The following is a 26,415-nucleotide window of genomic DNA, read 5'->3' as shown; positions in this document are numbered from 1 at the left end:
TACTGTTCACTGAGAGTTGATACTCGGGTGTGTATGTGGACAGGGGTGCGCTGATGCAGGACAGGATCGGGTCGGTATTGCGGCAGGCGCGCCTCGAGCGTGGCCTGAGTCTGCGGGGGCTGGCGGCGGCAGCGGGAATCTCGGCCAGCCAGCTCTCCCAGATCGAGACCGGCAAGTCCCAGCCGTCGGTGAGCACGTTGTACGCGCTGGTCACCCACCTCGATGTCTCACTCGACGAGCTGCTGGGCATCGGACACGGCCGTGCCGAAGGCTCCCCGACCCCCGTCGCGGGCTCGGGATCATCCGAGCGCTCAGGCCCCAGCCAGCCGTCCAGCGTTGTTCAGCGCGCCGCGGACAACCCTGTTCTGGAGATGGCGAACGGAGTTCGGTGGGAGAAGCTGGCCGTCGATCCGCATGGCGCTGTCGATGCCCTGCTGGTGACCTACGAGCCGGGGGCCGCCAGCTCGGTCGACCGAATGCTGATGCGCCACCAGGGAACCGAGTACGCCTACCTGTTCTCCGGTGAGTTGACGCTGCTGCTGGACTTCGACCGCTACTCGATCGCCGCCGGTGACTCGCTGTGCTTCGACTCCACCAGACCGCACCTGTATGTCAACGAGGGCGACGAGCCCGCGCGGGGAGTGTGGTTCGTGTCCGGTCGCCACGATCTGGTCCACACGCGCGCATGGGTCGCTTCGCAACTCGGTGAGACCGAATCATCGCCCCGCGTGGCGAATGCCGTCGACGTGCTGGACCTGCTCGGAGCCGGGCCGGCTCGTATCGAGCAGGACCGCCAGGACATGAGTTCGGAAACCCGCCGGAGCGAGTGAGTCTGGCCGCGAGAGGCTCGGTGGGCGTCAGGTGTTGGACCGAATCCGGGTCAGATCCAGCTCGATCGCGGCACTTGTCTCGAGTAGGGCCGGTATCAGCGTGGCGTGGACCTCGCCGAGGGAGTAGCGGGCCGCTTGGGTGGAAATGTTCACCGCCGCAACGACGGTGCCGGTCTGGTCGCGGATGGGTGCGGCCATCGACCGCAGCCCCTGCTCGAGTTCTTGGTCGACGACGCAGTAACCGTCGGCGCGTACCCGCGCCAGTTCTTCGCGAAGCTGCCGTTGCGTCGTGATCGTCGCCTCGGTGAGCGGTATGAGCTCGGCCTCGGCCAGGTGCCGGTCGAGCGCCTCGGGTTCGAGCCCGGCCAGCAGGACACGACCCATCGAGGTGGCGAATGCCGGAAAGCGGGTGCCGATGTCGATCGACACGGTCATGATGCGGCTGACGGGTACCCGTGCGACGTAGACGATGTCGGTCCCGTCCAGAATCGACACCGAGGTCGACTCGCGCACCCGCTCTGCCAGGGTTTCCAGGTGCGGGCCTGCGACATCGGGCAGGGAGAGGCTGGACAGAAAGCTGTAGCCGAGCTCGAGCACCTTGGGGGTGAGCCAGAACTGCGACCCGTCGGTGCGCAGGTAGCCGAGCTCGATCAAGGTCAGCAGGAAGCGCCGCGCCGTCGCACGTGTGAGGCCCGTGTCTTTGGCGACCTCGCTCAGCGTGCGCCGGGGATGCCTGGCGTTGAACGATCGGATGACGGCCAAGCCGCGTCCGAGGGACTGCACGTATTCCGGCGACGGTTCTGTCATGGCTGCCGAATCCTCCTATGTGTTCGCTATGCGAACTATAGTGCGTAGAACGAACGCGCGGTCTATCATCGCTGCCGTGATGGACAAAGTCTTTGCGACGGCGGCCGAAGCCGTCGCTGATATTCACGACGGTGCGTCGCTGGCGGTCGGCGGATTCGGGCTGGTCGGCGTCCCCCAGGCGCTGATCGATGCCGTGCTCGCGCAAGGCGCCACGAATCTGGAGGTCGTCAGCAACAACTGCGGGACAGCCGGTGTCGGTTTGGGCGTGCTGCTGGAGGCTCGCCGGATCCGCCGCACTACGAGCTCCTATGTCGGCGCGAACGCCGAGTTCGCACGCCAGTTCCTGTCCGGCGAGCTCGAGGTGGAGCTGACGCCGCAGGGGACGCTGGCCGAGCGGATGCGGGCCGGCGGCGTAGGCATTCCGGCGTTCTACACGCCCGCTGGTGTGGGCACGCAAGTCGCGGACGGTGGCCTTCCGCTGCGTTATGACGGTGGCGGTGGGATCGCCCTCGCGAGTTCTCCGAAGGAAACCCGGGACTTCGGCGGGGTTCCCTATGTGCTGGAACATGCGATCGTCACCGACTTCGCACTCGTTCACGCCTGGAAAGGCGACCGTCACGGCAATCTCGTGTATCGCCGCAGCGCCCGAAACTTCAATCCGCCTGCGGCCGCGGCAGGCCGCATCACCATCGCTCAGGTGGAGACGCTGGTGGAGCCGGGGGAGCTGGACCCGGACGATGTGCACACGCAGGGCATCCACGTGCAGCGCGTGGTCCACGTCGGAAAGGTCGAGGTCGGCATCGAGAACAGGACGGTAAGGGCATGAAACGGACACGGCAGGAGCTGGCGGCGCGCGTGGCTGCCGAGTTGCGCGACGGCCAGTATGTGAACCTCGGCATCGGCATGCCGACCTTGGTTCCGAACTACCTACCCGACGATGTCACGGTCGTCTTGCATTCGGAGAACGGAGTTCTCGGCGTCGGGCCCTACCCGACCGAAGCCGAACTCGATCCCGAGCTGATCAACGCCGGGAAGGAGACGATCACGGTGGTGCCGGGTGCATCGTATTTCGACTCCGCGCAGTCCTTCGGGATGATCCGTGGCGGCTGCGTCGATGTCGCCGTTCTCGGCGCCATGCAGGTCAGCGCGCGGGGAGACCTGGCGAACTGGATGATTCCGGGCAAGCTGGTCAAGGGCATGGGAGGCGCGATGGACCTGGTCCACGGCGCACAACGGGTCATCGTGATGATGGAACACGTCTCCCGCGGCGGCGAACCGAAGATTGTCGACCGATGCACTCTGCCGCTGACCGGAATGCGCTGCGTGCACCGAATCATCACCGACATGGCGGTGATGGATGTCGGACCCGACGGGCTCGTGCTGGTCGAGACCGCGCCGGGAGTCAGTGAATCCGAGGTGCGAGAGGCCACGGGAGCGGACTTCCGGGTCGCGGCAGACGTCGAACCGGTCTGTTGACATCGGTCGGTCGGTTCGGGCTCGCACCGCGCGTTGCCGTGCCGGGCTGCGGTGACCGCAACACGTGATGCCCACACCGAAGGGGGGTGTGGGCATCACGCAGGGGGTGGGGAGTCGCTTCGTCCATCGCGGCGGTGGGGCATGTTGTCGCTCGTCATTCCGGCTTGCCGTAAAGGGTGAGGGTGTGGTCGATGCAGCGGGCGATGAATGCGCCGTCGAGGGGGCTGTCGCCGACCAATAGCCGGAAATACAAAGGGGCGGAGAGGGTTTCGAGAAACTCGCGGGGGTCGGCGTCGTCGGGTAGTTCGCCGCGGTCGACGGCTCGGCGAATGACGTGGGCGGTCCGTTCGAATCGCTCGTTCCAGAAGCTGTGGCGTGCCGCGGCGACGTCCGGGTCGGTGGACAGGGCGATGGTGGTGCCCAGCAGCCGCGCGATGCCGGGGCGGGAGATCAGATGCGAGATCTGCTCGGCGAGCTGTTGGAGATCACCGCGCAGCGTGCCGGTGTCGGGGGCGGGGTTGCCCACGGCCGCCAGCTCGGTGACCGCCTCGGCGATCAGGGCCGTGCGGGTGCCCCAGCGCCGGTAGATCGTTGTCTCGGCGACACCGGCCCGGGCGGCGACGTCGCCGATGGTCAAGCCCTCGATGCCGTGTTCGGCGACCTGGTCGAGGGTCGCGGCGAGCACAGCTTCCCGCACCCGGGCGGAGCGTCCCCCGGTCCGCTTGCGCGGAGCCGGGGGCGCTACCGGTTGCTCGTTCTCGGGATCACGTCCGCGCTGGTTCATGGCCCTGTTCTACTCGACGGCGCGCGTTGCGCGCCGAACGGTGCGGGCGTGCGAGTAGGAGGTTGTGTGCCGATCGGTCGGATCAGCGCAGGTACGTGGTGATCCAGTTGCCGAACTCGCAGGCCAGATGCCACCGGTGTTCGGCGATGTACAGACTCGGAACCGCGGCGGGGAAGGCGACTTTGAGCTGGCTGCGGAACCCGCCGCCGGGTTCGTCGCGGAACTGGTGGCAGACGCTGCCGATGAGTTCTCCGCTGGCGAGCGAGGCGGTTCCGGCGACAACCAGCGGGTAGGCCGGGTCGGCGGGCACCGCCACCCGCGCCCGGTCGGTGTAGTCGACGAAGAAGCGGCTGGCCAGCATCGCGCCGCCGGTCACCTCGATGACTTCCTGCCGACCGTCGGGGCCGGTGACGATGATGTAGTGGTCCGGGCACGCATCGGTCCAGGTGGCGCGGTCGTCGGTGTCTTTGGCCTTGGTGAACCAGTCGACGAACCCCTCGGCGCTGCCGCGGTCGCTGACGATCTCGGTGACCGACACAGCCCATCGCCCACCCGAGGCGGCGAGCGCGGCCCGCGTGGCGGCATCGGAGGCGGCGAGCTCGCCGGCGAGCAGCTCCCGCAGCGCATCCGGGCCGAGCAGGGCACGGGCTCGCGACAGCGCCGACCGTGCGGCGGGGATGTCGCCGACCGAGACCGTGTAGCGCCCGATGAGCGACTCCAACTCGCCACGCAGCACGCCGACGTAGTCCTTCGACAGCCGCGCCGCCGCGACGGCAATGCGCTGGCGTTCCCACTCGGCGACCCTGGACTGGTCGACGAGCGCACCGTCGATGAACGTCCGCAACCCAGTTCCGGTCACCGGCGAACCGGGGGAGGCGACCGCAGGCCCCGCGCCGACGTAGGCCGCGGCCGCTGTGGCGGCGGCCGTTGCTCCGGCCGCGCGGACGATGAAGTTTCTTCTGGTCAGCATTGACCAATTCCCTTCGCGTACTTGCTTATCCGTGCACGTAATCGACGGACGGACCAGTGACAGAATTAACGCCAGTCGAACTTGCGTTAATGAAGCATGGGCGATGTGCGTGGCCCTGTCAACGGCTACGCGGCAGCAAAGGCTATTAGAACTTGCGTTAGTACGGCGCGTGCTGCATTCTTAACGCAATTGAGACTAGCTTTAACTCTGATGGTGACCTTCTCCGCCTTGCGGTGAGCGTCGCGGCGCGATCGCCGCCTCGGCGAAGGGGAACCACTGTTCGAGAAGCTGTTCATCGATGTCGGATCACCGGCGCAGGAGAGGCAGGAACCACCGTGGTCGAGTCCATCGAGATCCGTGCGATCGTGGGTGCGGACAGGGTCTCGCGCGAACAGGTGCGGGCGTGGGAAGCACTTCGGGCCGCAGCGGTGCTCGCGAAGTTCGCCGCGCGCCTAGGGCCGCGCGGCACGGCCGAGATCATGCCGGACCATACGATCGACGAACTGCTCGCCGCCCCTCTCGATGTGCAGCGATCCGCGCTGACGGCACTGAAGATTCGGTTGGGTCATGCCGGTGTCTACGCGATGCTCAGGCGCGAGTTGGCGGTTTCCGAGCGGATGGTCCGGGTCGGTGTCGCTATGAGCAGAGGGAGGACCAAGCATTCCATCACCCGCCTCGAAGTTCCGGGCTACTCCGCTGAGCGGTTCGCCGCGTGGTTCGACAACCTGACCGCGACCAACGCCGAAACCGACATGGTCGACGCCTGCCCGGACCACTACCTGCTGCGCGGGCTGCCCGACGGCCATCAGGAAGTCGTCGAAACCACCGGCGGATCACCGGCGGTGTCGCGGTTCGTCGTCGACTACGGCAGGACCGAAACCCTGACCATCCCGATCGATCCCGGCTATCCGATCCAGATCGCGGGCCAAGCCCTCCTCGACGACGGTCTGGTCATCGGCGGGGTCCGCCACCAGTTCCGCGACCGCGACGGCACACTCGATGCCCTGCTGACCGTGCAGTTCCCGGGCACCTCGCCCGCCAGACTCATTCGCCAACACCAGTGGCATCTGGCCTGCGAGTTCAGCAATTGGATGATCGCGGCGGCCCCGGTCGCGGCCACATCGTGACGACTGCGACGGCAAACCGGGCTGAAGTGATGCGCGAAAGGTTCGGCGGCGCAGACGAACCGCTCGCCTTCGCCGCCGTGTTCGCCATCGCGGTGGTGTAGACGCCCGACCACCGCCGTGTTGCCCGCGGTTCAAACCACGCGCGGGGCAGTCACTGGCGCTGTCATGCGGCTCGGTTGCCACCGGCGAGGCGCTGCTGCTTTGGGCTTATTCGGGTGCGTAGAGCTTGGGCTCGAACAACGCCTCGGCTCCCGCGCGGGTGAAAAGCTTCCGTTGCAGCGAACGCGGGATCGCGACTGCTTCGGCGTCGCGGATCGCGCTGACCAAGTGGAACTCCACACCGGCACCGAAAAGGTCACTGCCGAAAGCCAGTTCGATGAGGAACAGCACCCTCGCGGTCTCTACCTCGGTCAGCGTCGCGCGCTCGCGTACCGCGCGACGAAGCCTTTCGGTCTCATCGTCGAACCGGTCACGGTCGGGAAACCCTAATGCCCGCACCGGGATCGGTGCCCTGCCTGACACTCCGGTCCAGCTGGCCAGTGCGGCGTCCACGAAGTCGTGTTCCCTCAGCGTCAGCTTCGACATATCGAATTCCAACGGTGCCTCCCCTGATGGCGTAGTCATCGACTGCCACCAGGTTTACCTGGAGTCCCTCCGATCCCACCAGGAACCCGGGAAAGGACCGAGTGGGGGATCTGTGGTCTGGTCGGCGGCGCCGAACCGAGCCGAGATGAATCGGTAGGCTCCGCGCTATGTTGGGGCGCGTGGTTTGTCGAGGGCGGGGTTCGGTCGTGGCGGCGGTTGTTTCGCTGTCGGTGTTGGCGGCGGTGTCAGCGTGTGCGGTGATCGACGGTAGCCAGAAGGAAGCGAGCCCCCCGGCGCCGACGGCCGTCACGGACACGGTGCGGAGAATTGGGGATCTGGCGGATGCGTGTTTATCGAAGCGGGGCTTCTTTCCGGCACTGGACGCTTACGGTGGGCCTGGGCCGCATCCCATTGCGGTGTTCGACGAAAATGCCAGGGGAGGGGTAAGTCCCATCCTGAACACACCGCTGCAGCCACCCGAGTGGATGAACGAGTTCGATCCCAAGCGCTATCAGCTCATCGCGTGCCTCGGGCGCGGACATGACAACGGGGAGTACGTGGGGGACTGCGCATTCGCCGGTGGGGTCGAGGTGCCACAGTATCGGGGTCTGTACAACGCTGTCGTATACGAGGCCAAGACAGGACGCGAGGTCGGCCGCGAATTGATTCGTGGGGACCATACATCCGGATGTGGGATTCTCGAGGTCGTGGATCGTGAGAATCCGAAGCTCTACACGGGTCCTACCCTCATCGAATTGCAGAACGTCCTGGGCAAGTACGTGAGCTAGCTGTTGCGGGTCATGACGTTGGTGACGGCCTGGCGACCTGACAAAGCGAAGACCTGGCGCTAACCGATCGGCAGCACGCTCAGGATCGGGTCGTAGATCCAGTTCAGCATGCGCTCGGCGTCGTCCTTTGCGGTGACGGCGTTGCCGGGTGAGCTGTGCAGGACCACACCGATCAGCGGTATTCCCGCCCGGACCGTCTCGAACAGCAGGCAGGTTCCCGCGGCGTCGGTCCATCCGGTTTTGATGCCGATGGTGCCGGGATAGTCGCCCAGCAGCAGGTTCGTGGTCTGCCAGAGGTGATCGCGGTTGCCCGGGCCTGCGGGCAGGTGATAGCTCTGCGAGCTGACGATCTCGCGGAACGCCGGCAGGCGCATCGCGCGCAGTCCGAGGGTCACCAGGTCCGCCGGTGTGGAGTAGGTGGAGTGGTCGGTGGGGACGGGCAGTCCGCTGGGGTCGGTGAAATATGTTCCCGCCAGGCCCATTCCACGCGCGGTGTCGTTCATTCTGGCGATGAAGCCGTCTTGGCCGGGCCCGTAGGTCTCGGCAAGGGTATAGGCGGCGTCGCAGCCCGACGGCAGCATCAACGCGTAGAGAAGCTGTCGCGCGGTGAGCACCTCGCCGGGGACCAGGCCTGCGGTGCTTCCGTCGTGCCTGATGCAGTAGGCGATGGCTTCTTGCGGCACGGCAATAGTCCGGTCGAGGTCGCCGGCGTCGACCACGACCAGTGCCGTCATCACCTTGGTGATGCTGGCTATCGGGATCGGGGTGTTCGCCTGTCGCGACCAGAGCGCCGTGCCAGTGAATCCTTCTGCCAGCTGCGCTCCCGTCGCCTGCACCCCGCCCGGCTCAGAAACCAGCCAGGGCAACTGAATATGGGGGACGCTCGAGGCGGGGGCGGCCGTGACGCCATGGCTGACTGCCACGACCAGCGCCCCGGCGATGACAGCCTGCAATAATCGGGCAAATTTGCGCATGGCCCACATTGTGCCGTTGAACCTCGTCGACCAGCGGTATTTAACCGCCCGGATTTTCGCGCGGCTCCGGCGACAGCGTGCAATCGGTTGCTTCCGGGATGCTCCGAGCCCAACGTTTTTGCGTGTGAGCGGCATGAGTGGATTTCCGGGGCGGCTCCGAAGGGCCGAAATTTCCCTCTCGAACCGGTCGATGTGGGCATCATCGCGAGTTCGCATCCGATGGTATTGCGGCGAAAAAGTTTCGCCGAATATCGGCTGTGAACCGCCGGTCAGCACACCGCCGTGCGGACCGCCTCGATGCATGGGTCCCGACCCTCTACTTCTGGTGATCCGCCATGGTGCCGCAGCTCACGACAGGTAGTGCCGTTCCCACGCGACCGCGTCGAGTCGCTGCCAGTCGTTCTCCAGCCAGTCCCAGATCAGCTGCCCGACCTCGCGCGCGTCGTGCACCGTCGTAGCGGCGAGGTATTCGGCGTCGGCGACTCCGGAGTGCACCTCGATCAGGTAGTCGGTGTCGCTGTTGCGGTAGGTCTGAATGAACGCCGCCCCGTTGGCTCTTGCCACCGTCATGAAGGGACCGCCACGGGTGTAGAGCAGGTTACCCAGCCAGTAGTTCAGGTGATCGTAGGTGAGTGTCGTCAACTCTCTGGCGCCGACTGTGACGTTCAGGCTTCGATGCACGACCGGCGCCTCCGCCGGCAGGGTGTCGGGCCAGGGAGCGCCGAGTTCCTCGTCAGTCTTCATCCGGGTACCCCCAATCGAAATCCACCCGGGCGTGCGGCACGAGGGCGGTCACCCGGCGAGTCAGCTTCTGCTCGAAGTCCTCCGACCAGAGATAGAACCTGCTGAAGATGACTGGATAGTCGGAGTCCGCCCGGACGAACAGACTCTCCCCGACCTCTCCCAGAGTGATGAACACTTCGCGGCTCAAGCCTTCGCTCTCGAGCACGTCGGTCAGCAGTGCGGTGACGCCCGCACGTTCGCGCTCGTCCCTCAGCTCCCGAATCGTCAAGGAGACATCAATATTCACGGACACGGAGTCGACCGTAGCGCCGATCACCGACAACGCGACTACTGCTCAACCGAGCGGGTGACGTTCCGCGCGCAGCGGTGAGGACGGCTGGACTCGATCGGTACCCCCGCAGGTCGCTCCGGACCGGGGCAACGGAGCGACGCGGGGACCGCAAAGGCCGACGAGGAACTGCACTACTCCGCCGCCGACACCGGGGTAATCGCCTCACCTACTTACCCGTGTTCTCCACCCACCGCCGCAATCCGTCCGGCCAACGCAACATCAGGACACCAATGGCCGCGACGACGATGCCGCGTGGCGCCTCGTAGATGAATCCGGTCAGCCCTTGGGTGGCGGGAATCGGAAGGAAGAAGCCGACTCCGGCGAGCAGGGTGAGCACCGCGATCCAGCGGGGCACCGTGTTGTTGCGCAGCATGCTCGCACCCAGCAGCCCCATCCCGGCGAGCAGGAGGAGAGCGCCGATGATGTTGAACAACGCGAACGCGGTCGTGTCGATCATGTTGTCGTTGTCGGCGATCAGGTGCGCGGTGGCGGAGTCGGCCGCGAACGGGTAGGCGACGAACAACTCGACGGTGAGATGACCGGTTGCGGTGACGACGTTGGCGACCAGATAGCAGACCGTGCCGATGAATCCGGCCGTGCCGAGTCTCGGCCGCATCCACGCGTACATCCCGGGCAGGCCGAGGATCAGCAGTACGGTTCCTATGCCGAGCAGGATCTGCGCGATCGGCGCGCCGGGGCTGGTGAGCGCCTCGACCGAATGGCTCTTGCGCGCGACGATCGGATGCAGTGTGCCGCCCGCGATGCACAGGGGTCCTGCGATGGCCAGTGCGGCACCGCTCATCCGCAGTACAGTCTCGCGAGAGGGGCCGATGGTCCGATTGTCGCCGGTGGTCGGGGTTGGTAGGAGTGCTTGCGTGTGTGTCATGAGCCAAGGGTCGACGAGGGCGCTGGTGTGACGCTGGTGCGCGGCAGGTCAGACGACGACCGACCGGCCATCTCGGTACTCGGGCCGCTGGAAGTGCGCGGCCAGGACGGCGCTCGCGTCACCATCCCGGCGCGTAAACACGCCGAGCTCCTGGTCATTCTCGCGGCGGAGCGCACCGCCCGCAGCGCGCCCTATCTCTGCGAATTGCTCTGGCGAGGAAGCCCGCCGGAGAGCGCCCTGGTGACGCTACAGGGCTATGTGTCACGGCTGCGCCGCACGCTGCGGCCACTCTCCGAATTCCGGATCGAGACCAGCCCGAACGGCTACGTGCTGCGGTGCGGCGGATCCGGCACGGACCTCGACCTGCTCGACGTGCTGTCCAGGGACGCCCGCGCGGCACACACCGACGGTGACGTCGGACGGACCGTCGATCTGCTGGAACGCGCCTTACGTCTGTGGCGCGGCGACGCGCTCTCCGATGTCGACGACGTCGCCGAACTCGCTCCCGAACGCGCGCGTCTGGCCGAGCTGCGATCGGAACTCGTCGAAATGTGTGCCGAGGGATTGATCGTGCTCGGCCGCGCCCGGCACGCGGTCACACTGCTCACCGACGAATGCGAGCGGCATCCGCAGCGGGAAGGCACGGCACGGCTGTTGGCGCTGGCGCTGCGCGACTGCGGACGGATCTCGGAGGCGCTCGACGTTCTCGTTCGATTGCGGCGATCGCTGCGGGAAGATCTCGGCCTCGATCCCGCGCCCGACACCGTCCGGGTCGAGAACGAGATCCGCAATCCCGGGACGCCGACGGCGGCACCGGCGGTGGGACGGTCGGCCCTCGTCGGACGTGACGACGTCGCCGCTGTCGTCGACCGTGCTCGGAACCGGTCGCGGCAGGGACTGGCCGTCGTGACCGTGCGCGGCGCATCCGGCATCGGCAAGACGGCCGTCGTCGAGGACGCCGTACGACGCCACGGCGACGCGCCCTTCTTCACCGCGGGGATCAGCGGGGCGAGCGCTTCGGCGTTGGCGACGGTGATGCCGTGGCTGGATCAGGCCGCGCTGGCCAGGCGCGCCGTGCCCGACGTCCCGACACCGCGTGCGCTCGCCGCGCTGTTCGCCGACGTGGCACGAGAGACCGGACACTTGGTCGCGGTCATCGATGACGTGCAGTGGGCCGATCCCGATTCGGTTCGGATGATCGCGGCGGCCATGCGGGTGCTGCGTGCCCACCCCGTCCTGCTCTTTCTCACGGTTCGCCCAGAGCCGCTTTCTGCCGAGGTGGACGCCGCGGTGCGCTTGCTCCAGTCCTCAGGCACCCATATCGTGGTGGACCTGCCGCCGCTGTCCGATGCGGCGGTGGACGAGTTGATGCGCGCCGATCTCGGTTCGGTCGGTCCCGAAGTGCGCGCCCAGATCATCGAATTGAGCGCCGGCAGCCCGTTCGTCGCGGCGCAACTGTGCGATCTCGTTCGAGCGGGGCGCCCCTTGGACGTCAGGGGGTCCGCCCCCGAGATCACGACGGCGAAGCTGGCCGCTGTTTCGGCCTCGGCGCGTGCGCTCGCCGAGGTGCTGGCCGTGATCGGCGCGTGCGCGTCGATCGGACTGGTCGCCGCCGCAGACGGTGGGCCACGGTTCGACGATCGGATCGGTGAACTCGTCGCCGCACGGGTCGTCTCGCTCGAAGACGGCACCGTCGCCTTCGAACACGAACTCGTGCGCGATGCCGTACTCGCCACGATCGGTGAGGTGCGAACGGCACTGTTGCACAGGCGGATCGCGGACGCGCTGGCCGACCTGCAACCGGGCGCACTCGCGGCACAGGCACGGCATCGCAGCGCCGCCGCACTCGGTGCGCTGGATTCCTCTGCCGCGCATGCCTGTTCAGTCGCGGCGCGGGACGCACTACGGCGGGACGCGCCCACCGAATGCGCCGAACTCGCCGCGCGCGGACTCCGGCACGCGGATCCCGGTGACGTGGAGTTGCTGATCGCGTTCGATTGGCTTGCGGGACAGGCACATCACCGTCTCGGCCACTACGACGCGGCCGCCGAGAGTTTCGACCGGGCCGGTCGGCGATGCGGTGACCGCGGCGACTGGTCTGGTCTGGCACGGACCGCACTGCTGGCCGCGCCGCGTGGCGTAGCCGGTTACTTCTCCGGATACGGTGTGGTGCATGCGGGTTCGTCGGCGCTGCGGGCGCAGGCACTGGCGCATCGCCTCGATCTCGATGCCGAGCTGGTCGCCGAAGCGGAAGCGATCGAGGCTGCGGACCGCGCAATCCACGGTCTACCAGGGCATTTCGATGCTCTGACCGAAGCGCGGGCGCGCAGCGCACCCGGCAGCCGATCGTGGCCCCAGGTGCTGCTCGCCGAGTTTCTGTGCACCTGGGGCCCGACAACAGTCGCCGACCGGCGCAAGATCGCCGAGGAACTCGAGGAACTCGCGGGTCACGACCGCCCGGCGCGCGCGACGGCGGTCCATCTGCGCCGCGTCTGCGCCCTCGAGGCCGGCGATATGCGGCTGGTCCGCCGGCTTTCGGCCGAGTTCGCCCGGTTCGCCGCCGCCGGCGACATCGACCTCGCGGCCACCCAGCTGTGGTGGCAGGTGATGCTCGCCGTGCTGCGTGGCGACTACCAGCAGTCGCAGGCGCTGATGACACGCTTCGCCGACGATCTCGGCGCGGTCGACGACCACGCCCGACTGCTCGCCGAGGTCTCGGCGCTGACGAGCAATTCGATCGAGCTGTGGCATCGCGGGCGTCTCGGCGAGCTACTCGCCGAAGTGGACCGTATGGCTCAGGACTTCGACGAGGACTTCGCGCTCGTGGTCGCGATGGCCGCGGCGGAGATCGGTGACCACGAGCGCGCGTTGTCGTCGATCGAGTCCATCATCGCCCTGCCGGGGAGGTTGCACGGCCCGCGCCTGGTCGTGCGTGTGCCACTGCTGGTCGAGGCGCTGCTCGCGGTCGGTCAGCGCGCGCCGCGGCAGCGCGACCGGGTGGTCGAGCTCACCGCCGAACTCGAACCGTTCACCCAGGGGTGGGGCGAGACATTGATCGTGCAATGGCCGGGGCTGGTGTGCCTCGGGCCGTCCGGGCTCTACCGCGGCACCGCACGCGGAATTCTCGGACTCGCTGGCGCGCGCGACGAGGTGGTCGCCGCGCGGCACCGGGCGCGCGTACTCGGTGCGCGGCCTTACGAGTTGCGTGCGGCGGACCGCCTGACGCGGTGGCCGTTCGACTGAGCCGTTCACCGGCACCTCGATCATCACCAAGGGCGCGGCGCCGACTTTGACCGGCCACCGGCACAACGGAAGCTCGGAGTTCGCGTGCCGTTTGGGGATTTTGCGGGAAAACGGAGGGTGCTGCTGAATCCCTTCCCTTCTCAACATATAGCCCACCGGGGGCCTTGCGGCAAGACCCGGGGTGTGCCGCAGAATTGCCGACCTGAGCCAGAACCTGCGGACATTTGGGAGTAACGCGTGACCGACATCGACGTGATCATCGTGGGCGCCGGCCCGGCCGGGCTGACGCTGGCCGCCGAATTGAGCCTGGCCGGTGTGCGGCCGCTGGTGCTGGAGAAGCATCGGGAGCCCCGAGACGTCCCGAAGGCCAGCGGTATCGCCGGTCGGATTCTGGACGTGCTGCACTACCGCGGCATTCTGGATCGCTTCGAGGCGGCCAGCAGCGACCCACACGTGACCGCCCGATTCCCTTTCGGCGGAACGCATCTGGACTTCACGCAGCTGGCGGATCCGCCGATGCGGGCGGTGCCGCTTCCGCAGCGGGAGATCGAACGACTACTCGGTGAACGCGCCCGCGAACTCGGCGCCGAGATCCGCCGCGGACACGAGGTGGTCGGGGTGAGCCAGGACGTGGCCACGGTGACCGCGGAGGTGCGCGGGCCGGACGGACCGTACCGGCTGACCGCCCGCTACCTGGTGGGCTGCGACGGCGGCCGCAGCCGTATCCGCGACCTGGCGGGTATCGGGTTCCCCGGCACCACCTATCCGGAGGTCAACCGGGTCGCTCAGGTCTCCGTGGGCGATTCGGTCACCGTGCACGACAACGGCGACATCGATGTCCCCGGGCTGGGCCGGCTTCCCTTCGGGTTCAACCGAACCGACCGCGGTATGTTCGCGTTCGCGCCCAACCCCGGGGGTCTGTTCCTGCAAACCGTCGAGGACGAGACCGCCGACTACGACGATGACGAGCCGCTGACCCTGACCGAGCTCGCGGACAGTGTGCGCCGCGTGCTCGGCGTGGATCTCCCCATGTCGGATCCGAAGCGCCTGTCGCGCTTCACCTTCAAGGATCGGCAGGCCGAACGGTACCGAGACGGGCGGGTCCTGCTCGCAGGCGATGCGGCGCACCTGCTGCCCGCCACCGGCACCGCGCTCAATGTCGGCATGCTCGATTCGGTCAACCTGGCTTGGAAGCTGGCCGCCGACGTCCAGGGCTGGGCTCCGGCCGGACTGCTGGACACCTATCACGACGAACGCCACTTCGCCGGTGCGCGGGCACGGCTGCAGACCCGGGCGCAGGTGGCGCTGCGGCGCGGACACGACGAGGCCGCGGACTCGCTGCGCGAGGTCTTCCAGGAATTGCTCAGCGACGAACCGGCTCTGCGCCGCATCGGAGCGCTGGTCGGCGGCACCGACATCCGCTACCCGATGCCCGGCGAGCACATACTGACCGGCGTCTTCGCGGCCGATCTCACCCTGCACACCGATCGGGGCACGACGAGCGTCGCCGAACTCATGCACGCCGGGCGGCCTGTCTTCCTCGACCTGGCCGACAGCCCGGAGCTCCGCGAGATCGGCCGGGAATGGGCGCACCGCATCGACATTCACACGGCCAAGACCGATGATCAACCGGCCGACGCCCTGCTGATCCGCCCGGACGGCCACATCGCTTGGGCCGTGACGATCGGCGAACCGGCCGATACCGCCGCACCCACGCTGCGCGAAGCGCTGTCGCACTGGTTCGGCTCAGCGGCCGTCGCGTAGTCCCGCGCGTCCCATCGCATGCGGCTCGACCGGAGGCGTTAGCGCCACGAGGATGGTGTCGCCGGTCAGCGCGCTCCGATGCCAGGCGAACGGAGATCGGCCTGAATCGTCGTTTGTCGGCTTGCTCACAGGCTGCGGTATCGATGGCGGGGAAACCGCCGATCCATGGGAGGGTAGACGAGTGAGATCAGGCTTATCGGTGTGATTCGCTGGCTCACCTACAGAAAAGATGAAGTAAGCAAATGGCTCAAGGCAGTGTGAAGTGGTTTAACAGCGAAAAGGGCTTCGGCTTCATCGCGCAAGACGGTGGCGGCCCCGACGTCTTCGTTCATTTCTCCGCCGTGTCCGGCTCGGGATTCAAGTCCCTGGAAGAAGGACAGCGCGTGGAGTTCGAGATCGGTCAGGGCCAGAAGGGCCCGCAGGCGCAGGACGTCCGCACGATCTGAGCGACGCAGTAGATGAGCCCCGCATCCCTCGGATGCGGGGCTTCTGCCTTTCCAGCGGCAAGAGCGGCTTCCACGTTTGTTCGGGCTCGGCCGTCACGCTCATCCCGGGCGTACGACGCCTCAGAAGGCGGCTTCGTCGAGCTCCATGATCGAGGTGTCGATCTCGGAAATGACGGCCCAATCGGCGCTCAGTCGCGGCAGCACTGTCTTGGCGAAGGACGACGCGACCGCGATCTTGCCTTCGTAGAAGGCGCGGTCGGCGCCGCCATCGCCGGAATCCAGCACCGTGATTGCGATTTCGGCGGCGACGAGCAGACGCCATCCGACCAGCAGGTCGCCGACAGCGAGGAGGAAACGCACCGACTCCAGGCCGATCTTGTACAGCTCGGTGGGGTTCTCCTGCGCGTCGAGCAGGTGCTGGGTGAGCCGGCCCGCCATATCCTGCACGTCCTCCAGGGCGGTGGCGAGCAGGATCTTCTCGGCCTTCAGCCGGTCGTTGTCGGCGGTGGATTCGGCTGTTTCCCTGACCTTGCCCGCAACATGGGCCAGTGCCACGCCGCGGTCGCGGGCGATCTTGCGGAAGAAGAAGTCCTGCGCCTGGATGGCGGTGGTGCCCTCGTAGAGCGAGTCGATCTTCGCGTCGCGGATGTACTGCTCGACCGGGTAGTCCTGCAGGAAGCCCGAACCACCGAAGGTCTGCAGCGACTCGGTCAGGTACTGGTAGGCCCGCTCGGAACCGACACCCTTGACGATCGGCAGCAGCAGATCGTTGACCCGCGCGGCGAGTTCGGCATCTACGCCGGAGACATGGTGGGCGACAACGGGATCCTGGTGGGCAGCGGTGTACAGGTAGATCGAGCGCAGGCCCTCGGCGTAGGCCTTCTGCATCATCAGTGAGCGACGCACATCGGGATGGTGGGTGATAGTCACCCGCGGGGCGGATTTGGCCGCGATCTCGGTGAGGTCGCTGCCCTGCACGCGCTGTTTGGCGTACTCCAGCGCATTGAGGTACCCGGTCGACAGGGTCGCGATGGCCTTGGTGCCGACCATCATCCGGGCTTGTTCGATGACGTCGAACATCTGCGCGATGCCGTTGTGTACCTCGCCGACCAGCCAGCCCTTCGCCGGGATGCCGTGACCGCCGAAGGTCAATTCGCAAGTGGCAGAAGCTTTCAGGCCCATCTTGTGCTCGACGTTGGTGACGAACGCACCGTTGCGTTCACCGGGTTCGCCTGTCTGGGAATCGAAGAGGTACTTCGGCACGATGAACAGGCTCAGCCCCTTGGTACCGGGATCGGCGCCCTCGGGGCGTGCCAGCACCTGGTGGAGGATGTTCTCGAACAGGTCGTCGGAGTCGGCGGAGGTGATGAAGCGCTTGACCCCCTCGATGTGCCAGGAGCCGTCCTCCTGCTCGACCGCCTTGGTGCGGCCCGCGCCCACGTCGGAACCGGCGTCGGGTTCTGTCAGCACCATGGTCGCGCCCCATTGCCGTTGTACCGCCAGCGCGGCCCAATGGCGTTGTTCTTCGGTGCCGATGCCGTTGATGATGTCGGCCATGCCAGGTCCGCCCGTGTACATGAACGCGGCAGGCTGCGCCCCGAGGACGAATTCGCTGATAGCCCAATCCAGCATCCGCGGTGCGGGAACGCCGCCGACCACCTCGGCTTTGCCAACGCGCCACCACTCGCCGTCGTACCATGCGCGCACCGATCGCTTGAACGCGTCGGGCAATCGCACCGAATGCGTCGCCGGATCGAAGACCGGCGGATTGCGGTCGGTCTCGGCGAAGGAATCGGCGACCGGCCCCTCCGCCAGCCGCGCGGCTTCGGTCAGCATCGACCGCACAGTCTCGCCGTCCAGGTCGCCGAACGCGCCGGTCCGCAAGATCTCCTCGAGGCCGAGTACCTCGAACAGGTTGAACTCCAGGTCCCTGACATTGCTCTTGTAGTGCCCCATCGGCCCTGTCCTTCCGACGATTCTCGGTCCGGTTGCCGAGACGTGTCGGGCGCATGTGATCACGCCCAGCCGAAATTCTGGCAGGCGGGAAGCTCGCGAGGGAGTCGTAAGTTACTGATCATTAAGGAGTATCTGTTGCGTCTGATGTGCGAACTAAAGGAGTACCTCTTGATATTCGGGAGAGGAAGTTAATGATAAATTACAGCTAGGCGGGTGGTCTGGGTGCATGTTCGGCGAAAGGGGAGAAGAACGCGATCCGGTCGACGAGGACTTCGAGCAGATCCCCGCGTCGAGTGGACCGTGGATTGCGCCCGGGTCGGCGGGGACAGTCGACATCGCCTTATCGGTACTCGTGCGACCGGCCCCTGCCGAGCTGACACGCGGTCGGGTGTGGCGCCCACCATGATGGCGAGCATGAGTTCGGGAGCGCCGATACCGGTGTGGAACGGTTTCTTCGGCATCCAGATCCGCCGCGGCCCTGGTCGCTGCGTCGGCGGGCGAATGGCAGGGCTGGAGTGAGGTGGTGGAGTTCGCTCCGTGCACCGCGACCCGCATCGGTGAGGTATTGGGTTGCTGCGTGGGCGATCTCGACACCCGATGGCGGACAAGGTGGTGATCGAGCTGGGTTACGAGCACCTGTGGCGGCACGACCTCTGGCACACCCGGCTGCCCTGGTTCGGACAAGCGATCCCCGAATCCTCATCACAACACCGCCCACCACCCGACCCTGACCAACGCGCCCGCCACCCCATCTGACCAGCCGATTAGCTCTCCCGACACACACTGTTGTAATCTCTTCAAGCGCCCCAACGGGCGCACCACGGGCTGTGGCGCAGTTTGGTAGCGCACTTGACTGGGGGTCAAGTGGTCGCAGGTTCAAATCCTGTCAGCCCGACACCGAAAAACCCCTTCCGATCAGCGTCGGAAGGGGTTTTCTGTCACTCGACCATCCGAAGCCTTGGGACCATTTTGGGACCGTCGGGCCCATCGTCCGTGAAGTCCTGCCCTTGTCGGTCCAGTAGCTCCGGGATCTGTGGTCCGCTGTTCGGCATCACGAGGAACCGCGACAACAGCTCGCCGTCGTTCTGTAACGCCTGAATGTCGGGATGGAGGTATCGCTGAGTGATTCGCGGGTCGGTATGTCCTGCGATGCGCTGAAGCCGGTGCAGCGGTACGCCCGCGTCAGCGAACCAGGTGAGGCCGGTGTGCCGCAGATCGTGACGACGCAGATGCTGGTGACCGAGCCGGGTCACCACCTCGTCCCAGTGGGTGGCGTTGCGGAGAACTGCGGTAGCGATCCGGCCGCCGCGCGGACCGACGAACAGCCGCGCGTCCAGCAGGGCTTCCCGTCGCTCGTCTTCGTTCGCATCGCGGAGCGCCGGATCGGTGGCGACCCGCTCCTTAGCCGCCTCGATCCGGCGGAGGATCATCGGACGGATCTCCGCGATCAGCGGAATCGAGCGAGCGCGTTTGCCCTTCGTGCGCTTGTCGAGCATTCCACCCGGCCCCGGAGTCGTCTGACGGCGCAGCGTCCAGATCCATTTCTCGGTATCGATGTCACGGATGCGGCAGCCGGACACCTCACCGATTCGCACAGCGGTGCAGGCCGCGAACAGCACCACATCACCCCACCCCTGGAAACGGCCGACCGACGCCTCCACGAGCGCGGCAGCCAACTGCTGCAACGCTTCCCAGTTCAGCAACGCCAACGCTCGCGGATCATCGATGTCGTCCTCGTGCTTGACGAGCTGGTTCTGCCAGCCGACGACCTTCACTCGGTTTCGATCGATCACCTCGTCGCGCACCGCCTGATCGAGCACACGGCTCAATACCGCAAGGGTGTTCTTGATCGTCGACTCACCGCACCCGGACTCGATCCACTTCGTCACGGCCCTGTCCACAACGCCGGTTGTCACCATCGTGATCGGCAGATGCCCGAGTGTCTTCTTCACCCGCAGCCGCCAGCCCGCCCGGTACGGGTCCAGCGTCTTCGGCTCGACTCCGCGCAGCGCCGTGTCCCAGTTGGCGTCTCCGTACTCGGCCAGAGTGGATGTCGCGGTCCTCGGATCGACACCACGCGCGGCAGCCTGTTCGATTCGCTCGATCCATGCCCGTGCCTCGTCCTCGGTAGCGAAGGATTCCGATTTCGAGTCACGTCGCTTGGTAACCGGGTCGGTCCACCGCATCCGAGCCCGGCAACGCCCGGCCTTTCCCCGGACCTCGATATCGCCGCGCATCGGCACACCGATCGGCATCACGCCTATCCGATCACCCATCACGCGGCTCTCGGATCCACACGCCGACTGTTCAGGTAGTCCAAAAGATCAGCGCCGCTGTACCGGGTGGTGCGGTCGGAGATCGTGACAAACGGCGGACCCTGGGTCGGGCTGGCGGTACGCCAGCGCCGCAAGCTCGACGCATCCACCTTCAGGACCGCCGCCACCTCTTCGGTCGTATACCAGCATGACGGCTGGATAACCTGCTCATTACTGCCCATCACCGCGACCTCCTGCGCTGCCGAATCCGGGGTTCGTGGTGGACAATCCATTGCGAGAGCACATTGCGGCCCCCAAATACTTCCCCCTCCGAACCGGCGACATACCGAACTGATCGCTTACCTTCGCAATTGTCATTGCTGACTCACCTCTCCGATCATTTCCACGCTTTGCCCGATCACGCGGCTCACCCAGGCGGTGTAGCGACGTGACTACCTGTCTCGCTGGGGATTGCCTGTCCACGAACACCCCTTTTCCTTCCATTCCCGGCACCACGTCCACGACGTCCAATACGGGTGGAGCGGTCACCAGGTATCGCTGATATCTGTGTCTCGGTGGCCGGATCGCCGGGCACCGGGGGTCTATCAACGCTCCCTACCTGCCGAGTCGTCAACTGTCTTCTCGCCCAACGCTTCTGACGCCATCCCGGCCGCCATTTGACCCCCGGGCCACCGCTGCCCCCGACATCGCGCCAGCGGCCGATCCTGGGGGCGCGATCAACCACCCACACCACCGGCCGCCCCCGTTCGCGTGCGGCAGTTGCCATCGCCGCGCGACGCACGGAGACGACGACCGGCGGCGGGATGGAGAAATCCCCGCTCATGCCACCCGCCCGTCCAGACCTGCGGTTGCCGTGGCGGTGTCGTCGCCTGGGTCGGGTTCGGTGAGTGGGGCCAGTGGCCGGACCCGGTCGAGTTCGATGTCGGTGTCGACGGTGTCGATGGTCGCGAGTTCGCCGGGGTCGGTGGTGATCAGCGCGTTCTCGGTGGGTGAGGCCAGCGACCCGAACACCGCTCGGTCGGTGCCCCCGACCGCGAGCAGGCCGCTGCCGCGTGCCGCGGAGAGCAGGAATTGTTGTTCGCCTTCGGAGAGCCGGAACGCGGCGGCGACTTCGTCGATGGCTTGGGGGGCTTGGCGCAGCAGGATCTGGGTGGCGGCGTTGGAGACGATCGCGCGCCCGAGTTCGGTGGACAGGACATCGGCGCTGTCCTGGGTGGCGACGGTGAGTCCGGCCCAGTGTTTGCGGAAGCTCTTCGCGGCCTTGAACAGGAATTCGGCTGCGGCGGGTTGGCGCATGAGCAGCCACGCCTCGTCCACGGTGATCATCCGGGGCCGTCGATCGGCCGGGCTCGACACTCGACGCCAGGTCGCGTCCAGCACGAGCAGGGTCCCGATCGTCTTTAACTCCTCGGGTAGCTCGCGCAGGGAGAACACGATCAGTCCGCCCTCGGGGTCGGTGGTGGTGGGCCCGTCGAACAACCCGGCATAGGCCCCGCCGCCGACGAACGGGTGCAGCGCGGCGGCCAACTCCCCGGCAGCCGGTGTGGCGAGGCGTGCGAGTTGGTCACGCAGTCCGCTCAGCGTCGGCGCGGGCCGGGTCCAGGTGGCGGGGTCCTCGGTGATCCCGACAGCGGCGTAGGTCGCGGCCAAGGCCGTGTCCAATGCTGCCCGCTGCGTGGGGTTCTGGTCGCCGAGCAGGACTTGGATGAGGGTGTGGCAGAACAGTTTCCGTCGTGTGAGGGCGTCGGTGGGGGCGGTGCGGTGACCGTCGGGGCGGGTGTGGATTTCCAGGTCGAACGGGTTGAGCCGCCCACCGGCAGTGCCGAGCCGGATGTGGATGCCGCCGACCGCCTCGGCGAGGCGGCGGTATTCGTCCTCGGGGTCGATGACGACCTGCTCGATGCCGCGATACAGCGACCGCAGGATCTCGGTCTTGACCAGATACGACTTGCCCGCTCCACTACGGCCCAGCACAACGAGGTTGTGGTTGTGAGCCTCGGGACCGAACCGGTCCACGAACAGCAACCCCGAGGCGGCGTCACGTCCGTAGAGAACGCCCTGCGGGCGGGCCGCCTGGGCAGGGTCGGCAGCAGGCAGCTGCGGGGAGTCGAAAGGGAATGCCGCGGCGAGGGCGCTCGTGTCGAAGGTCCGCTGCACCCGGATCAGATCGAGCCCGAGCGGCAGGGTGGTGGCCCAGGCTTGAGAGGCTCGGTAGGACAGTGTGCAGGTGTCCACGAGCAGGCTCGCCGCCAGGGCGCGGACGGCGGCTACCTCGTCGGCCAGTTCGGTTTCCGAGTCGGCGTGCACGGTGAGGTACACCCCGACCCGGAACAACCTGGCCTCGGCGCGGGCGACGCGGGCCGAGAGGTCGGCGGCGTCTTCGACCGCGACATCGACCTGCGGATCGGTCAGGCGGCCTCGGCTGAGGTCGTGCATGCGGGAGGACTCCAGGCGTGCCTGTTGGCGGCGCAGCCGGGTGGCGGCGGTCGCCGGGTCGACAGGCTCGATGTGCACCGCGACCTCGACCCGGCCGGGATGCGAGAGCAACGGCGCGAGCCAGCCAGCGGTCACTTCTCGCGGGTAGCCGGTGACCGCGAGGGTCGCGGTCCAGTCCGAACTGATCTCGAGATGCCGGGTGCCGATCGTGAGTGATTCCGGCGCGAACCGGTCGAGGCCCTCGCCGGTGAACGGGTCCGGTGTCCGAGCTGCGGGATCGGTGGTGATGATCTCGTCGGCTGCGGCGATGTTGGCAGCGGCCGAGACGAGGCCCTCCGGGTTGGTGCAGCTGATCAGCACGGCGTTAGCCGCCTCGCTATCGAGGGCGGTGACTGAGATACCCAAGGGGGACAGGACATCGGCGGCCTCGTTCATGCGGCGCAGGAGCCGGGACTCGGCCGCACGGCGCGCACCAGCGGACAACGCCCGCCGTGCCCGGCTCCTGCCGGGCAACTTGGCACGCAGCCCGGTGGCGGCCAGGCTCTCGGTGACTTCCCGCCAGATCAGCAGCACTTGGCGGTGGGTCGGGTCCTCGCGTGCGGTCAGCTCGGCGAGGTGGTCGGCGTGGTCGAGCGCGGCAGCGGCGAGGTCGGGTGACATCTGCTCGGCGGCGGTGTGCAGGCCGGTGATGTGCTCGGTCAGGTCCAGGCGAGCCGAGCGCACCAGGATTTGTACCGGTTGGCGCAGGGTGTGTAGCCAGCCTGCGAGTTGCCCGACGAGGTTGTCCTGTTCGGCCGGGGTGCGCAGCGAGAGGTTGAGGGTTCCGGCGACCGCGATGACGGCGAGGCCGTCGGCGCCGAGGTCGATCACCCCGACCCCGCCGCTGCCGCTGTTCGACACCGACTCGGGCAGGCGTATCTGATTCGCGGACAGCTCGGTGGGGACGGGTGGGAGGTGTCGGGTTCGATTGGCGCGGATGGAGATCCAGCGTGGTGTCTCGGCGCGGGTGCTTGCGCGTGATCGGGCGAGGTGGCGTGGGCGGAAGCGGTGGCGGATCGCGGCCACGAGCAGCAGGTCGGCCGACAGCCCGTCGCGGCGGGTGAGCACCGCGACGGCGACCACGACGAACACCGGGGCCGCGACGGTGACGAACACCGCCGGAGCGATGACCGTTCTGGTCGCGGCCCAGGCCGAGTACAGCAGCAGGGCCGTCGTGGCGAGGACGGCGAGCTGGCGGGCGGTGAACGGCCCCAGGATGCGGTCGGAGCGGTCGACGTCGGCGGGGATGCGCACGATGGTGCTCATCGCAGGGTGCCTCCTCTCGGTGCGCGTGGCGCGCGGCGGCGCACGGGCAGATCGGGCATGGGCAGATGCAGCTGCCGCCCCGCCGGGCGCGCCGGGGCGGGCGTGGGTGGCTGCGGTGGGTTCGGCGGCGGCGGAACAGGTTTGACCCGGGTGACCGGGAACGGCAGCGGGTACTGGCCGCTACGGGTCGGCCGAAGACGCGCGTAGGGATCGGCCGGGGTGGGTTCGGTGAAATCGAAGGCGAGTTGTTCGGGCCGCCGCCGGGGGCTGGGGCGTTGTGGTGGCGGGGCCGGTGCCGGGGGTGTGGGCCGGACCCGGCGCACCGGGATCGGCAACGGGTACTGGCCGCCTTTCCCCGGGCGGATTCCCTGGTAGGGGTTCGGTGGGGTGAAGTTGAACGCGAGCTGGCGTCCGCGTGGTGTTCGCGTTGTGCTGGTGGGGGTGGTGCTGGTGGAGGCGGCGGGGGCCGGGTTGGGTTGTCGCGGGACTCGGTGCACGCCTTGCAGGGGCAGCATGAGTTGCCCGGTGCGGGTGGCCCGTACCCGCGCATACGGGTTCGGCGGCCCGGCGTTGGAGGCGGTGCGAGGTGCTCGTGGTAACCGGGTGGGCTGTGGACCTCGCCGAGCCGGTGTCGCCGTGGCGGCGGTCCGTGCACTGCTCGACGTGGCCCCTTTGAGCAGGCCGAGGGTTTTGTAGGCGATGAAGCCCCGCGCGATCGACCCGGCGAAGCTGCGGCCTTGGCCGATCTCGAGGACCGACAGCAGCCACATCGGGGTCTTGATCAACACGAACATCAACGCCAAAGCGACGGTGAGGTCGGCGATCTCGTTGGCGTCCGGGCCGAAGAGGTGCCATCCGCCCGGGGCGAGCAACACCCGAAGCACGGTCACCAAGATCAGTGACTGCGCGACCTGGATCGCCAGGCAGGCGGCGAACGAACGCCACCACCAGCGGGCAACGCCGTCGATGCCGGGCAGTGCGTGACACATCAACGCCAGCGGTGCCGCCACGATCAGCACGATCGTGATCGAGACACGGATGACGTAGCTGATGAGCAGCACGAGCAGCATCACCACCAACGCCAGGTGCAGCAGCAGGAAAAAGCCCCGGCTCTGGTGGGGGGTCACCGCGAGCTCGGCCAGGGCATCGGCCGCCGACCCCGAATCGACACCGTCACCGGCGACCGCACCTGCGAGGGCGTTGGCGAAACCGATTGCCGCCGTGGCGATCATCATGCTCAGTCCCCCGGTGACGAACCCGACCACCAGGCGGGGCGCGAGTTCGCGGATCGACCATTGCGTCTGCAGGGTCTCGCGCGTCATCAACAGCACCCCGGCCGCCATCACCACCAGGACGTAGAGGGCGGTGACGAGCTGCCACGACTGGTTCCACAGCACCCCGATCTCCGGTATCTGCCCTGGTTCGGGAGTGGTGAGCAGGGTTTCAGACAGCAGCTCGAGCAAGGGGTTGAGCGCGGACTCGACGATCCGCTGGAAGAACCCGTCGATCGCGTTCTCCACGCAGCCGTTGATGTTGGTGACCCCACACTCGGCCGACCCCGACCCCGACCCCGACCCCGGCGTCGGGTTCGTCGTGCCGGGCGTGGTCGGGGTGGGCGAGGCCGGGGTCGCGGTGGTGGTGGAGGGCGGGGTCACCCACCGGCTCGGCGGAGTCGTCGTGGTCGGTGGTGCGGTCGTCGGGGCGGGTGTGGCCGGTGCCGGGGTCACCGGCACGGTCGGTGTCGGGGGCTGGGCGGAGGCACCGGCAGCGCCGGTGACGGCGATCAGGACCGCGGCGAGCACCGCCGCTGCTGCGGCGGCAGCGGTGCGCGCGGTTCGTGAGTGCTGGACGGGGACGGGTGCGGGTGGGGCCTGTGCCGAGGTGTTCACGGTCAGGCTCCGATGATGGACCGGAGAACGGTGACAATGACCGGTGCCAGCATCGCCAGCGCGTAGCCGAGGCAGGCGGCGCGGAACGCGGTCTTGGCCTTCTCGATCTCGCTGGGATCGCCGCCGCCGAGCAAATAGCGGGCACCGGCGATGGTCAGGAACAAGGTCGCCAGCCCGGCGAGGATCCCCACGATCCAGTTGCGCGCGTTGTCGATCACCTCACCCAGCGACGAGGCGATCGCCAGCACTTCCGCGTGCGGCGGTGCGGCCGACGCCGATCCGGCCACGAGCACCAGCAGCGCCACGGTGATGCCCAGCGCCGCGAGAATCGTCGGCCACCGTCGCCGCAACACCGGCCGCCGGGCCGGGGCCTGTGGCGCCTCGCTGAGATTCCTGTGGTGCGCGTTCATGCCGCAGCCTCCTGCCCGTCCTCGGTGCTCGACTGCGCCGCCGCAGAGTGCGGGTTCGGCCAGCGACCTCGCCGCGGTGACCGGGCGGGCGGCGCGAGCGCGGTGACCGCCTCGGCTTCGACCGTGCTGGTTCGCTCGGGGTCGAGGTCTCGGGCGCGCTCGCTCAGCCATGCCAGCAGCGCGCGCTCGGCGCGGGGGCGCGCCTTGCGTAGCTTCCACAGCGACACCCCGCGCTCGGCCGCCAGCGCGGTCAGCGATCGCCCTTCCCATCGCGAGGCCGCGATGAGTTCGGCCGCCTCTTCGGAGATCACTCCAGCGGCCACGGCCTGGGCCAGGACTGTCTCGGGGTGGGCGGGGCCGGGCCCGACCGCCCGCACCCCCTTCCCCC

Annotated in this window: 25 protein-coding genes and 1 tRNA gene; 11 read left to right on the top strand and 15 right to left on the bottom strand. The window is 67.5% G+C overall.

Translation table 11 applies throughout. From position 1 onward, the window contains the following. The first annotated feature begins 53 nt into the window (after nt 1-53). Nucleotides 54-830, top strand: a complete 777-nt coding sequence (locus tag AC3ERS_RS21400) for a helix-turn-helix domain-containing protein (protein ID WP_431969826.1) — start codon at nt 54-56, stop codon at nt 828-830. 27 nt (nt 831-857) lie between these two features. Here the strand turns inward: AC3ERS_RS21400 and AC3ERS_RS21395 are convergent, their stop codons facing one another. After that, nucleotides 858-1,637, bottom strand: a complete 780-nt coding sequence (locus tag AC3ERS_RS21395; protein WP_431969825.1) for an IclR family transcriptional regulator domain-containing protein — start codon at nt 1,635-1,637, stop codon at nt 858-860. A 79-nt stretch (nt 1,638-1,716) separates the two neighbouring features. Between AC3ERS_RS21395 and AC3ERS_RS21390 the strand changes: the two genes are divergently transcribed. Both AC3ERS_RS21390 and AC3ERS_RS21385 read left to right on the top strand, forming a co-directional pair. Further along, nucleotides 1,717-2,463, top strand: coding sequence for a CoA transferase subunit A (locus AC3ERS_RS21390; RefSeq protein ID WP_431970011.1), 747 nt, complete (start codon nt 1,717-1,719; stop codon nt 2,461-2,463). Then, nucleotides 2,460-3,113, top strand: a complete 654-nt coding sequence (locus AC3ERS_RS21385) for a CoA transferase subunit B (protein WP_431969824.1) — start codon at nt 2,460-2,462, stop codon at nt 3,111-3,113. Before AC3ERS_RS21390 ends, AC3ERS_RS21385 begins: the two co-directional genes overlap by 4 nt. Nucleotides 3,114-3,267: 154 nt before the next feature. Here the strand turns inward: AC3ERS_RS21385 and AC3ERS_RS21380 are convergent, their stop codons facing one another. Next, the gene (locus AC3ERS_RS21380) at nt 3,268-3,897 is read right to left on the bottom strand and encodes a TetR/AcrR family transcriptional regulator (protein WP_431969823.1); all 630 of its coding nucleotides are present in this window, start codon (nt 3,895-3,897) and stop codon (nt 3,268-3,270) included. Nucleotides 3,898-3,979: 82 nt separating this feature from the next. Next, nucleotides 3,980-4,867: a hypothetical protein gene (locus AC3ERS_RS21375; RefSeq protein ID WP_431969822.1), complete on the bottom strand. Its 888-nt coding sequence runs from the start codon at nt 4,865-4,867 to the stop codon at nt 3,980-3,982. A gap of 335 nt (nt 4,868-5,202) precedes the next feature. Between AC3ERS_RS21375 and AC3ERS_RS21370 the strand changes: the two genes are divergently transcribed. After that, nucleotides 5,203-5,994: a hypothetical protein gene (locus AC3ERS_RS21370; protein ID WP_431969821.1), complete on the top strand. Its 792-nt coding sequence runs from the start codon at nt 5,203-5,205 to the stop codon at nt 5,992-5,994. A gap of 207 nt (nt 5,995-6,201) precedes the next feature. Here AC3ERS_RS21370 and AC3ERS_RS21365 read toward each other — a convergent pair whose 3' ends face one another. After that, nucleotides 6,202-6,618 carry a hypothetical protein gene (locus AC3ERS_RS21365; RefSeq protein ID WP_488186850.1) on the bottom strand — a complete coding sequence of 139 codons (417 nt, stop codon included), beginning with the start codon at nt 6,616-6,618 and terminating at the stop codon, nt 6,202-6,204. A 167-nt stretch (nt 6,619-6,785) separates the two neighbouring features. Here AC3ERS_RS21365 and AC3ERS_RS21360 point away from each other — a divergent pair, with 167 nt between their 5' ends. After that, nucleotides 6,786-7,367 carry a hypothetical protein gene (locus tag AC3ERS_RS21360; protein ID WP_431969819.1) on the top strand — a complete coding sequence of 194 codons (582 nt, stop codon included), beginning with the start codon at nt 6,786-6,788 and terminating at the stop codon, nt 7,365-7,367. 59 nt (nt 7,368-7,426) lie between these two features. Here AC3ERS_RS21360 and AC3ERS_RS21355 read toward each other — a convergent pair whose 3' ends face one another. From AC3ERS_RS21355 to AC3ERS_RS21340, 4 genes are all read right to left on the bottom strand, one after another. Next, nucleotides 7,427-8,341, bottom strand: coding sequence for a D-alanyl-D-alanine carboxypeptidase family protein (locus tag AC3ERS_RS21355; protein WP_431970010.1), 915 nt, complete (start codon nt 8,339-8,341; stop codon nt 7,427-7,429). A gap of 348 nt (nt 8,342-8,689) precedes the next feature. Further along, complete coding sequence (locus AC3ERS_RS21350; protein WP_431969818.1) at nt 8,690-9,085, bottom strand: hypothetical protein; 396 nt, start codon at nt 9,083-9,085, stop codon at nt 8,690-8,692. Next, nucleotides 9,075-9,371: a hypothetical protein gene (locus tag AC3ERS_RS21345; RefSeq protein WP_431969817.1), complete on the bottom strand. Its 297-nt coding sequence runs from the start codon at nt 9,369-9,371 to the stop codon at nt 9,075-9,077. Before AC3ERS_RS21345 ends, AC3ERS_RS21350 begins: the two co-directional genes overlap by 11 nt. A 211-nt stretch (nt 9,372-9,582) precedes the next feature. Continuing rightward, nucleotides 9,583-10,218 (bottom strand): hypothetical protein, encoded by a 636-nt coding sequence (locus tag AC3ERS_RS21340; RefSeq protein WP_431969816.1) that lies wholly within the window; start codon nt 10,216-10,218, stop codon nt 9,583-9,585. 111 nt (nt 10,219-10,329) lie between these two features. On the opposite strand from AC3ERS_RS21340, the gene AC3ERS_RS21335 reads away from it, so the two are divergent. The 3 genes from AC3ERS_RS21335 (at nt 10,330) to AC3ERS_RS21325 (ending at nt 15,755) form a co-directional block, all read left to right on the top strand. Further along, entirely contained in the window at nt 10,330-13,545 is a 3,216-nt protein-coding gene (locus AC3ERS_RS21335) for an ATP-binding protein (protein ID WP_431969815.1), read from the top strand. 237 nt (nt 13,546-13,782) lie between these two features. Next, nucleotides 13,783-15,309 carry an FAD-dependent monooxygenase gene (locus AC3ERS_RS21330; protein WP_431969814.1) on the top strand — a complete coding sequence of 509 codons (1,527 nt, stop codon included), beginning with the start codon at nt 13,783-13,785 and terminating at the stop codon, nt 15,307-15,309. 242 nt (nt 15,310-15,551) lie between these two features. Next, complete coding sequence (locus tag AC3ERS_RS21325) at nt 15,552-15,755, top strand: cold-shock protein (RefSeq protein ID WP_068067736.1); 204 nt, start codon at nt 15,552-15,554, stop codon at nt 15,753-15,755. A gap of 120 nt (nt 15,756-15,875) precedes the next feature. Here AC3ERS_RS21325 and AC3ERS_RS21320 read toward each other — a convergent pair whose 3' ends face one another. Then, entirely contained in the window at nt 15,876-17,711 is a 1,836-nt protein-coding gene (locus AC3ERS_RS21320; protein WP_431969813.1) for an acyl-CoA dehydrogenase, read from the bottom strand. Between the two features lie 597 nt (nt 17,712-18,308). On the opposite strand from AC3ERS_RS21320, the gene AC3ERS_RS21315 reads away from it, so the two are divergent. Continuing rightward, nucleotides 18,309-18,467, top strand: a complete 159-nt coding sequence (locus tag AC3ERS_RS21315) for a hypothetical protein (RefSeq protein ID WP_431969812.1) — start codon at nt 18,309-18,311, stop codon at nt 18,465-18,467. A gap of 65 nt (nt 18,468-18,532) precedes the next feature. Then, nucleotides 18,533-18,606: transfer RNA gene (locus AC3ERS_RS21310), tRNA-Pro, on the top strand. A gap of 43 nt (nt 18,607-18,649) precedes the next feature. Here AC3ERS_RS21310 and AC3ERS_RS21305 read toward each other — a convergent pair. The 4 genes from AC3ERS_RS21305 to AC3ERS_RS21290 form a co-directional block, all read right to left on the bottom strand. Further along, the gene (locus AC3ERS_RS21305) at nt 18,650-19,987 is read right to left on the bottom strand and encodes a site-specific integrase (protein WP_431969811.1); all 1,338 of its coding nucleotides are present in this window, start codon (nt 19,985-19,987) and stop codon (nt 18,650-18,652) included. Further along, nucleotides 19,987-20,208: a helix-turn-helix domain-containing protein gene (locus AC3ERS_RS21300; protein ID WP_431950284.1), complete on the bottom strand. Its 222-nt coding sequence runs from the start codon at nt 20,206-20,208 to the stop codon at nt 19,987-19,989. The genes AC3ERS_RS21305 and AC3ERS_RS21300 overlap by 1 nt, the downstream gene beginning before the upstream one ends. A 598-nt stretch (nt 20,209-20,806) precedes the next feature. Then, nucleotides 20,807-23,728: a TraG/VirB4 family ATPase gene (locus tag AC3ERS_RS21295; RefSeq protein ID WP_431969810.1), complete on the bottom strand. Its 2,922-nt coding sequence runs from the start codon at nt 23,726-23,728 to the stop codon at nt 20,807-20,809. Further along, nucleotides 23,725-25,248 carry a TrbL/VirB6 family protein gene (locus AC3ERS_RS21290; RefSeq protein WP_431969809.1) on the bottom strand — a complete coding sequence of 508 codons (1,524 nt, stop codon included), beginning with the start codon at nt 25,246-25,248 and terminating at the stop codon, nt 23,725-23,727. Before AC3ERS_RS21290 ends, AC3ERS_RS21295 begins: the two co-directional genes overlap by 4 nt. A gap of 10 nt (nt 25,249-25,258) precedes the next feature. On the opposite strand from AC3ERS_RS21290, the gene AC3ERS_RS21285 reads away from it, so the two are divergent. Further along, nucleotides 25,259-25,633: a hypothetical protein gene (locus AC3ERS_RS21285; protein ID WP_431969808.1), complete on the top strand. Its 375-nt coding sequence runs from the start codon at nt 25,259-25,261 to the stop codon at nt 25,631-25,633. Here AC3ERS_RS21285 and AC3ERS_RS21280 read toward each other — a convergent pair. Both AC3ERS_RS21280 and AC3ERS_RS21275 read right to left on the bottom strand, forming a co-directional pair. After that, nucleotides 25,620-26,027, bottom strand: coding sequence for a pilin (locus tag AC3ERS_RS21280; RefSeq protein WP_431969807.1), 408 nt, complete (start codon nt 26,025-26,027; stop codon nt 25,620-25,622). The two genes, AC3ERS_RS21285 and AC3ERS_RS21280, sit on opposite strands and share 14 nt — an antisense overlap. After that, nucleotides 26,024-26,415, bottom strand: a 392-nt coding sequence (locus AC3ERS_RS21275; RefSeq protein ID WP_431969806.1) for a hypothetical protein, incomplete at its 5' end; no start/stop codon positions are given. The genes AC3ERS_RS21280 and AC3ERS_RS21275, both read right to left, overlap by 4 nt.

It is taken from the genome of Nocardia sp. bgisy134 (genome assembly GCF_057708325.1).
Note: the sequence above shows the minus strand (reverse complement) of the source record. Positions and strands in the feature narration are given on the sequence as shown.

Excerpts from the sequence above, each read along its gene's own strand:
- AC3ERS_RS21320 (WP_431969813.1), bottom strand. The coding sequence starts at position 17,711 with ATGGGGCACTACAAGAGCAATGTCAGGGACCTGGAGTTCAACCTGTTC.
- AC3ERS_RS21350 (WP_431969818.1), bottom strand. The coding sequence starts at position 9,085 with ATGAAGACTGACGAGGAACTCGGCGCTCCCTGGCCCGACACCCTGCCG.
- AC3ERS_RS21400 (WP_431969826.1), top strand. The coding sequence starts at position 54 with ATGCAGGACAGGATCGGGTCGGTATTGCGGCAGGCGCGCCTCGAGCGT.
- AC3ERS_RS21315 (WP_431969812.1), top strand. The coding sequence starts at position 18,309 with ATGGCGGACAAGGTGGTGATCGAGCTGGGTTACGAGCACCTGTGGCGG.
- AC3ERS_RS21295 (WP_431969810.1), bottom strand. The coding sequence starts at position 23,728 with ATGAGCACCATCGTGCGCATCCCCGCCGACGTCGACCGCTCCGACCGC.
- AC3ERS_RS21375 (WP_431969822.1), bottom strand. The coding sequence starts at position 4,867 with ATGCTGACCAGAAGAAACTTCATCGTCCGCGCGGCCGGAGCAACGGCC.
- AC3ERS_RS21355 (WP_431970010.1), bottom strand. The coding sequence starts at position 8,341 with ATGCGCAAATTTGCCCGATTATTGCAGGCTGTCATCGCCGGGGCGCTG.
- AC3ERS_RS21325 (WP_068067736.1), top strand. The coding sequence starts at position 15,552 with ATGGCTCAAGGCAGTGTGAAGTGGTTTAACAGCGAAAAGGGCTTCGGC.
- AC3ERS_RS21305 (WP_431969811.1), bottom strand. The coding sequence starts at position 19,987 with ATGGGTGATCGGATAGGCGTGATGCCGATCGGTGTGCCGATGCGCGGC.
- AC3ERS_RS21385 (WP_431969824.1), top strand. The coding sequence starts at position 2,460 with ATGAAACGGACACGGCAGGAGCTGGCGGCGCGCGTGGCTGCCGAGTTG.
- AC3ERS_RS21300 (WP_431950284.1), bottom strand. The coding sequence starts at position 20,208 with ATGGGCAGTAATGAGCAGGTTATCCAGCCGTCATGCTGGTATACGACC.
- AC3ERS_RS21285 (WP_431969808.1), top strand. The coding sequence starts at position 25,259 with ATGTTGGTGACCCCACACTCGGCCGACCCCGACCCCGACCCCGACCCC.
- AC3ERS_RS21390 (WP_431970011.1), top strand. The coding sequence starts at position 1,717 with ATGGACAAAGTCTTTGCGACGGCGGCCGAAGCCGTCGCTGATATTCAC.
- AC3ERS_RS21280 (WP_431969807.1), bottom strand. The coding sequence starts at position 26,027 with ATGAACGCGCACCACAGGAATCTCAGCGAGGCGCCACAGGCCCCGGCC.
- AC3ERS_RS21380 (WP_431969823.1), bottom strand. The coding sequence starts at position 3,897 with ATGAACCAGCGCGGACGTGATCCCGAGAACGAGCAACCGGTAGCGCCC.
- AC3ERS_RS21340 (WP_431969816.1), bottom strand. The coding sequence starts at position 10,218 with ATGAGCGGTGCCGCACTGGCCATCGCAGGACCCCTGTGCATCGCGGGC.
- AC3ERS_RS21365 (WP_488186850.1), bottom strand. The coding sequence starts at position 6,618 with ATGACTACGCCATCAGGGGAGGCACCGTTGGAATTCGATATGTCGAAG.
- AC3ERS_RS21395 (WP_431969825.1), bottom strand. The coding sequence starts at position 1,637 with ATGACAGAACCGTCGCCGGAATACGTGCAGTCCCTCGGACGCGGCTTG.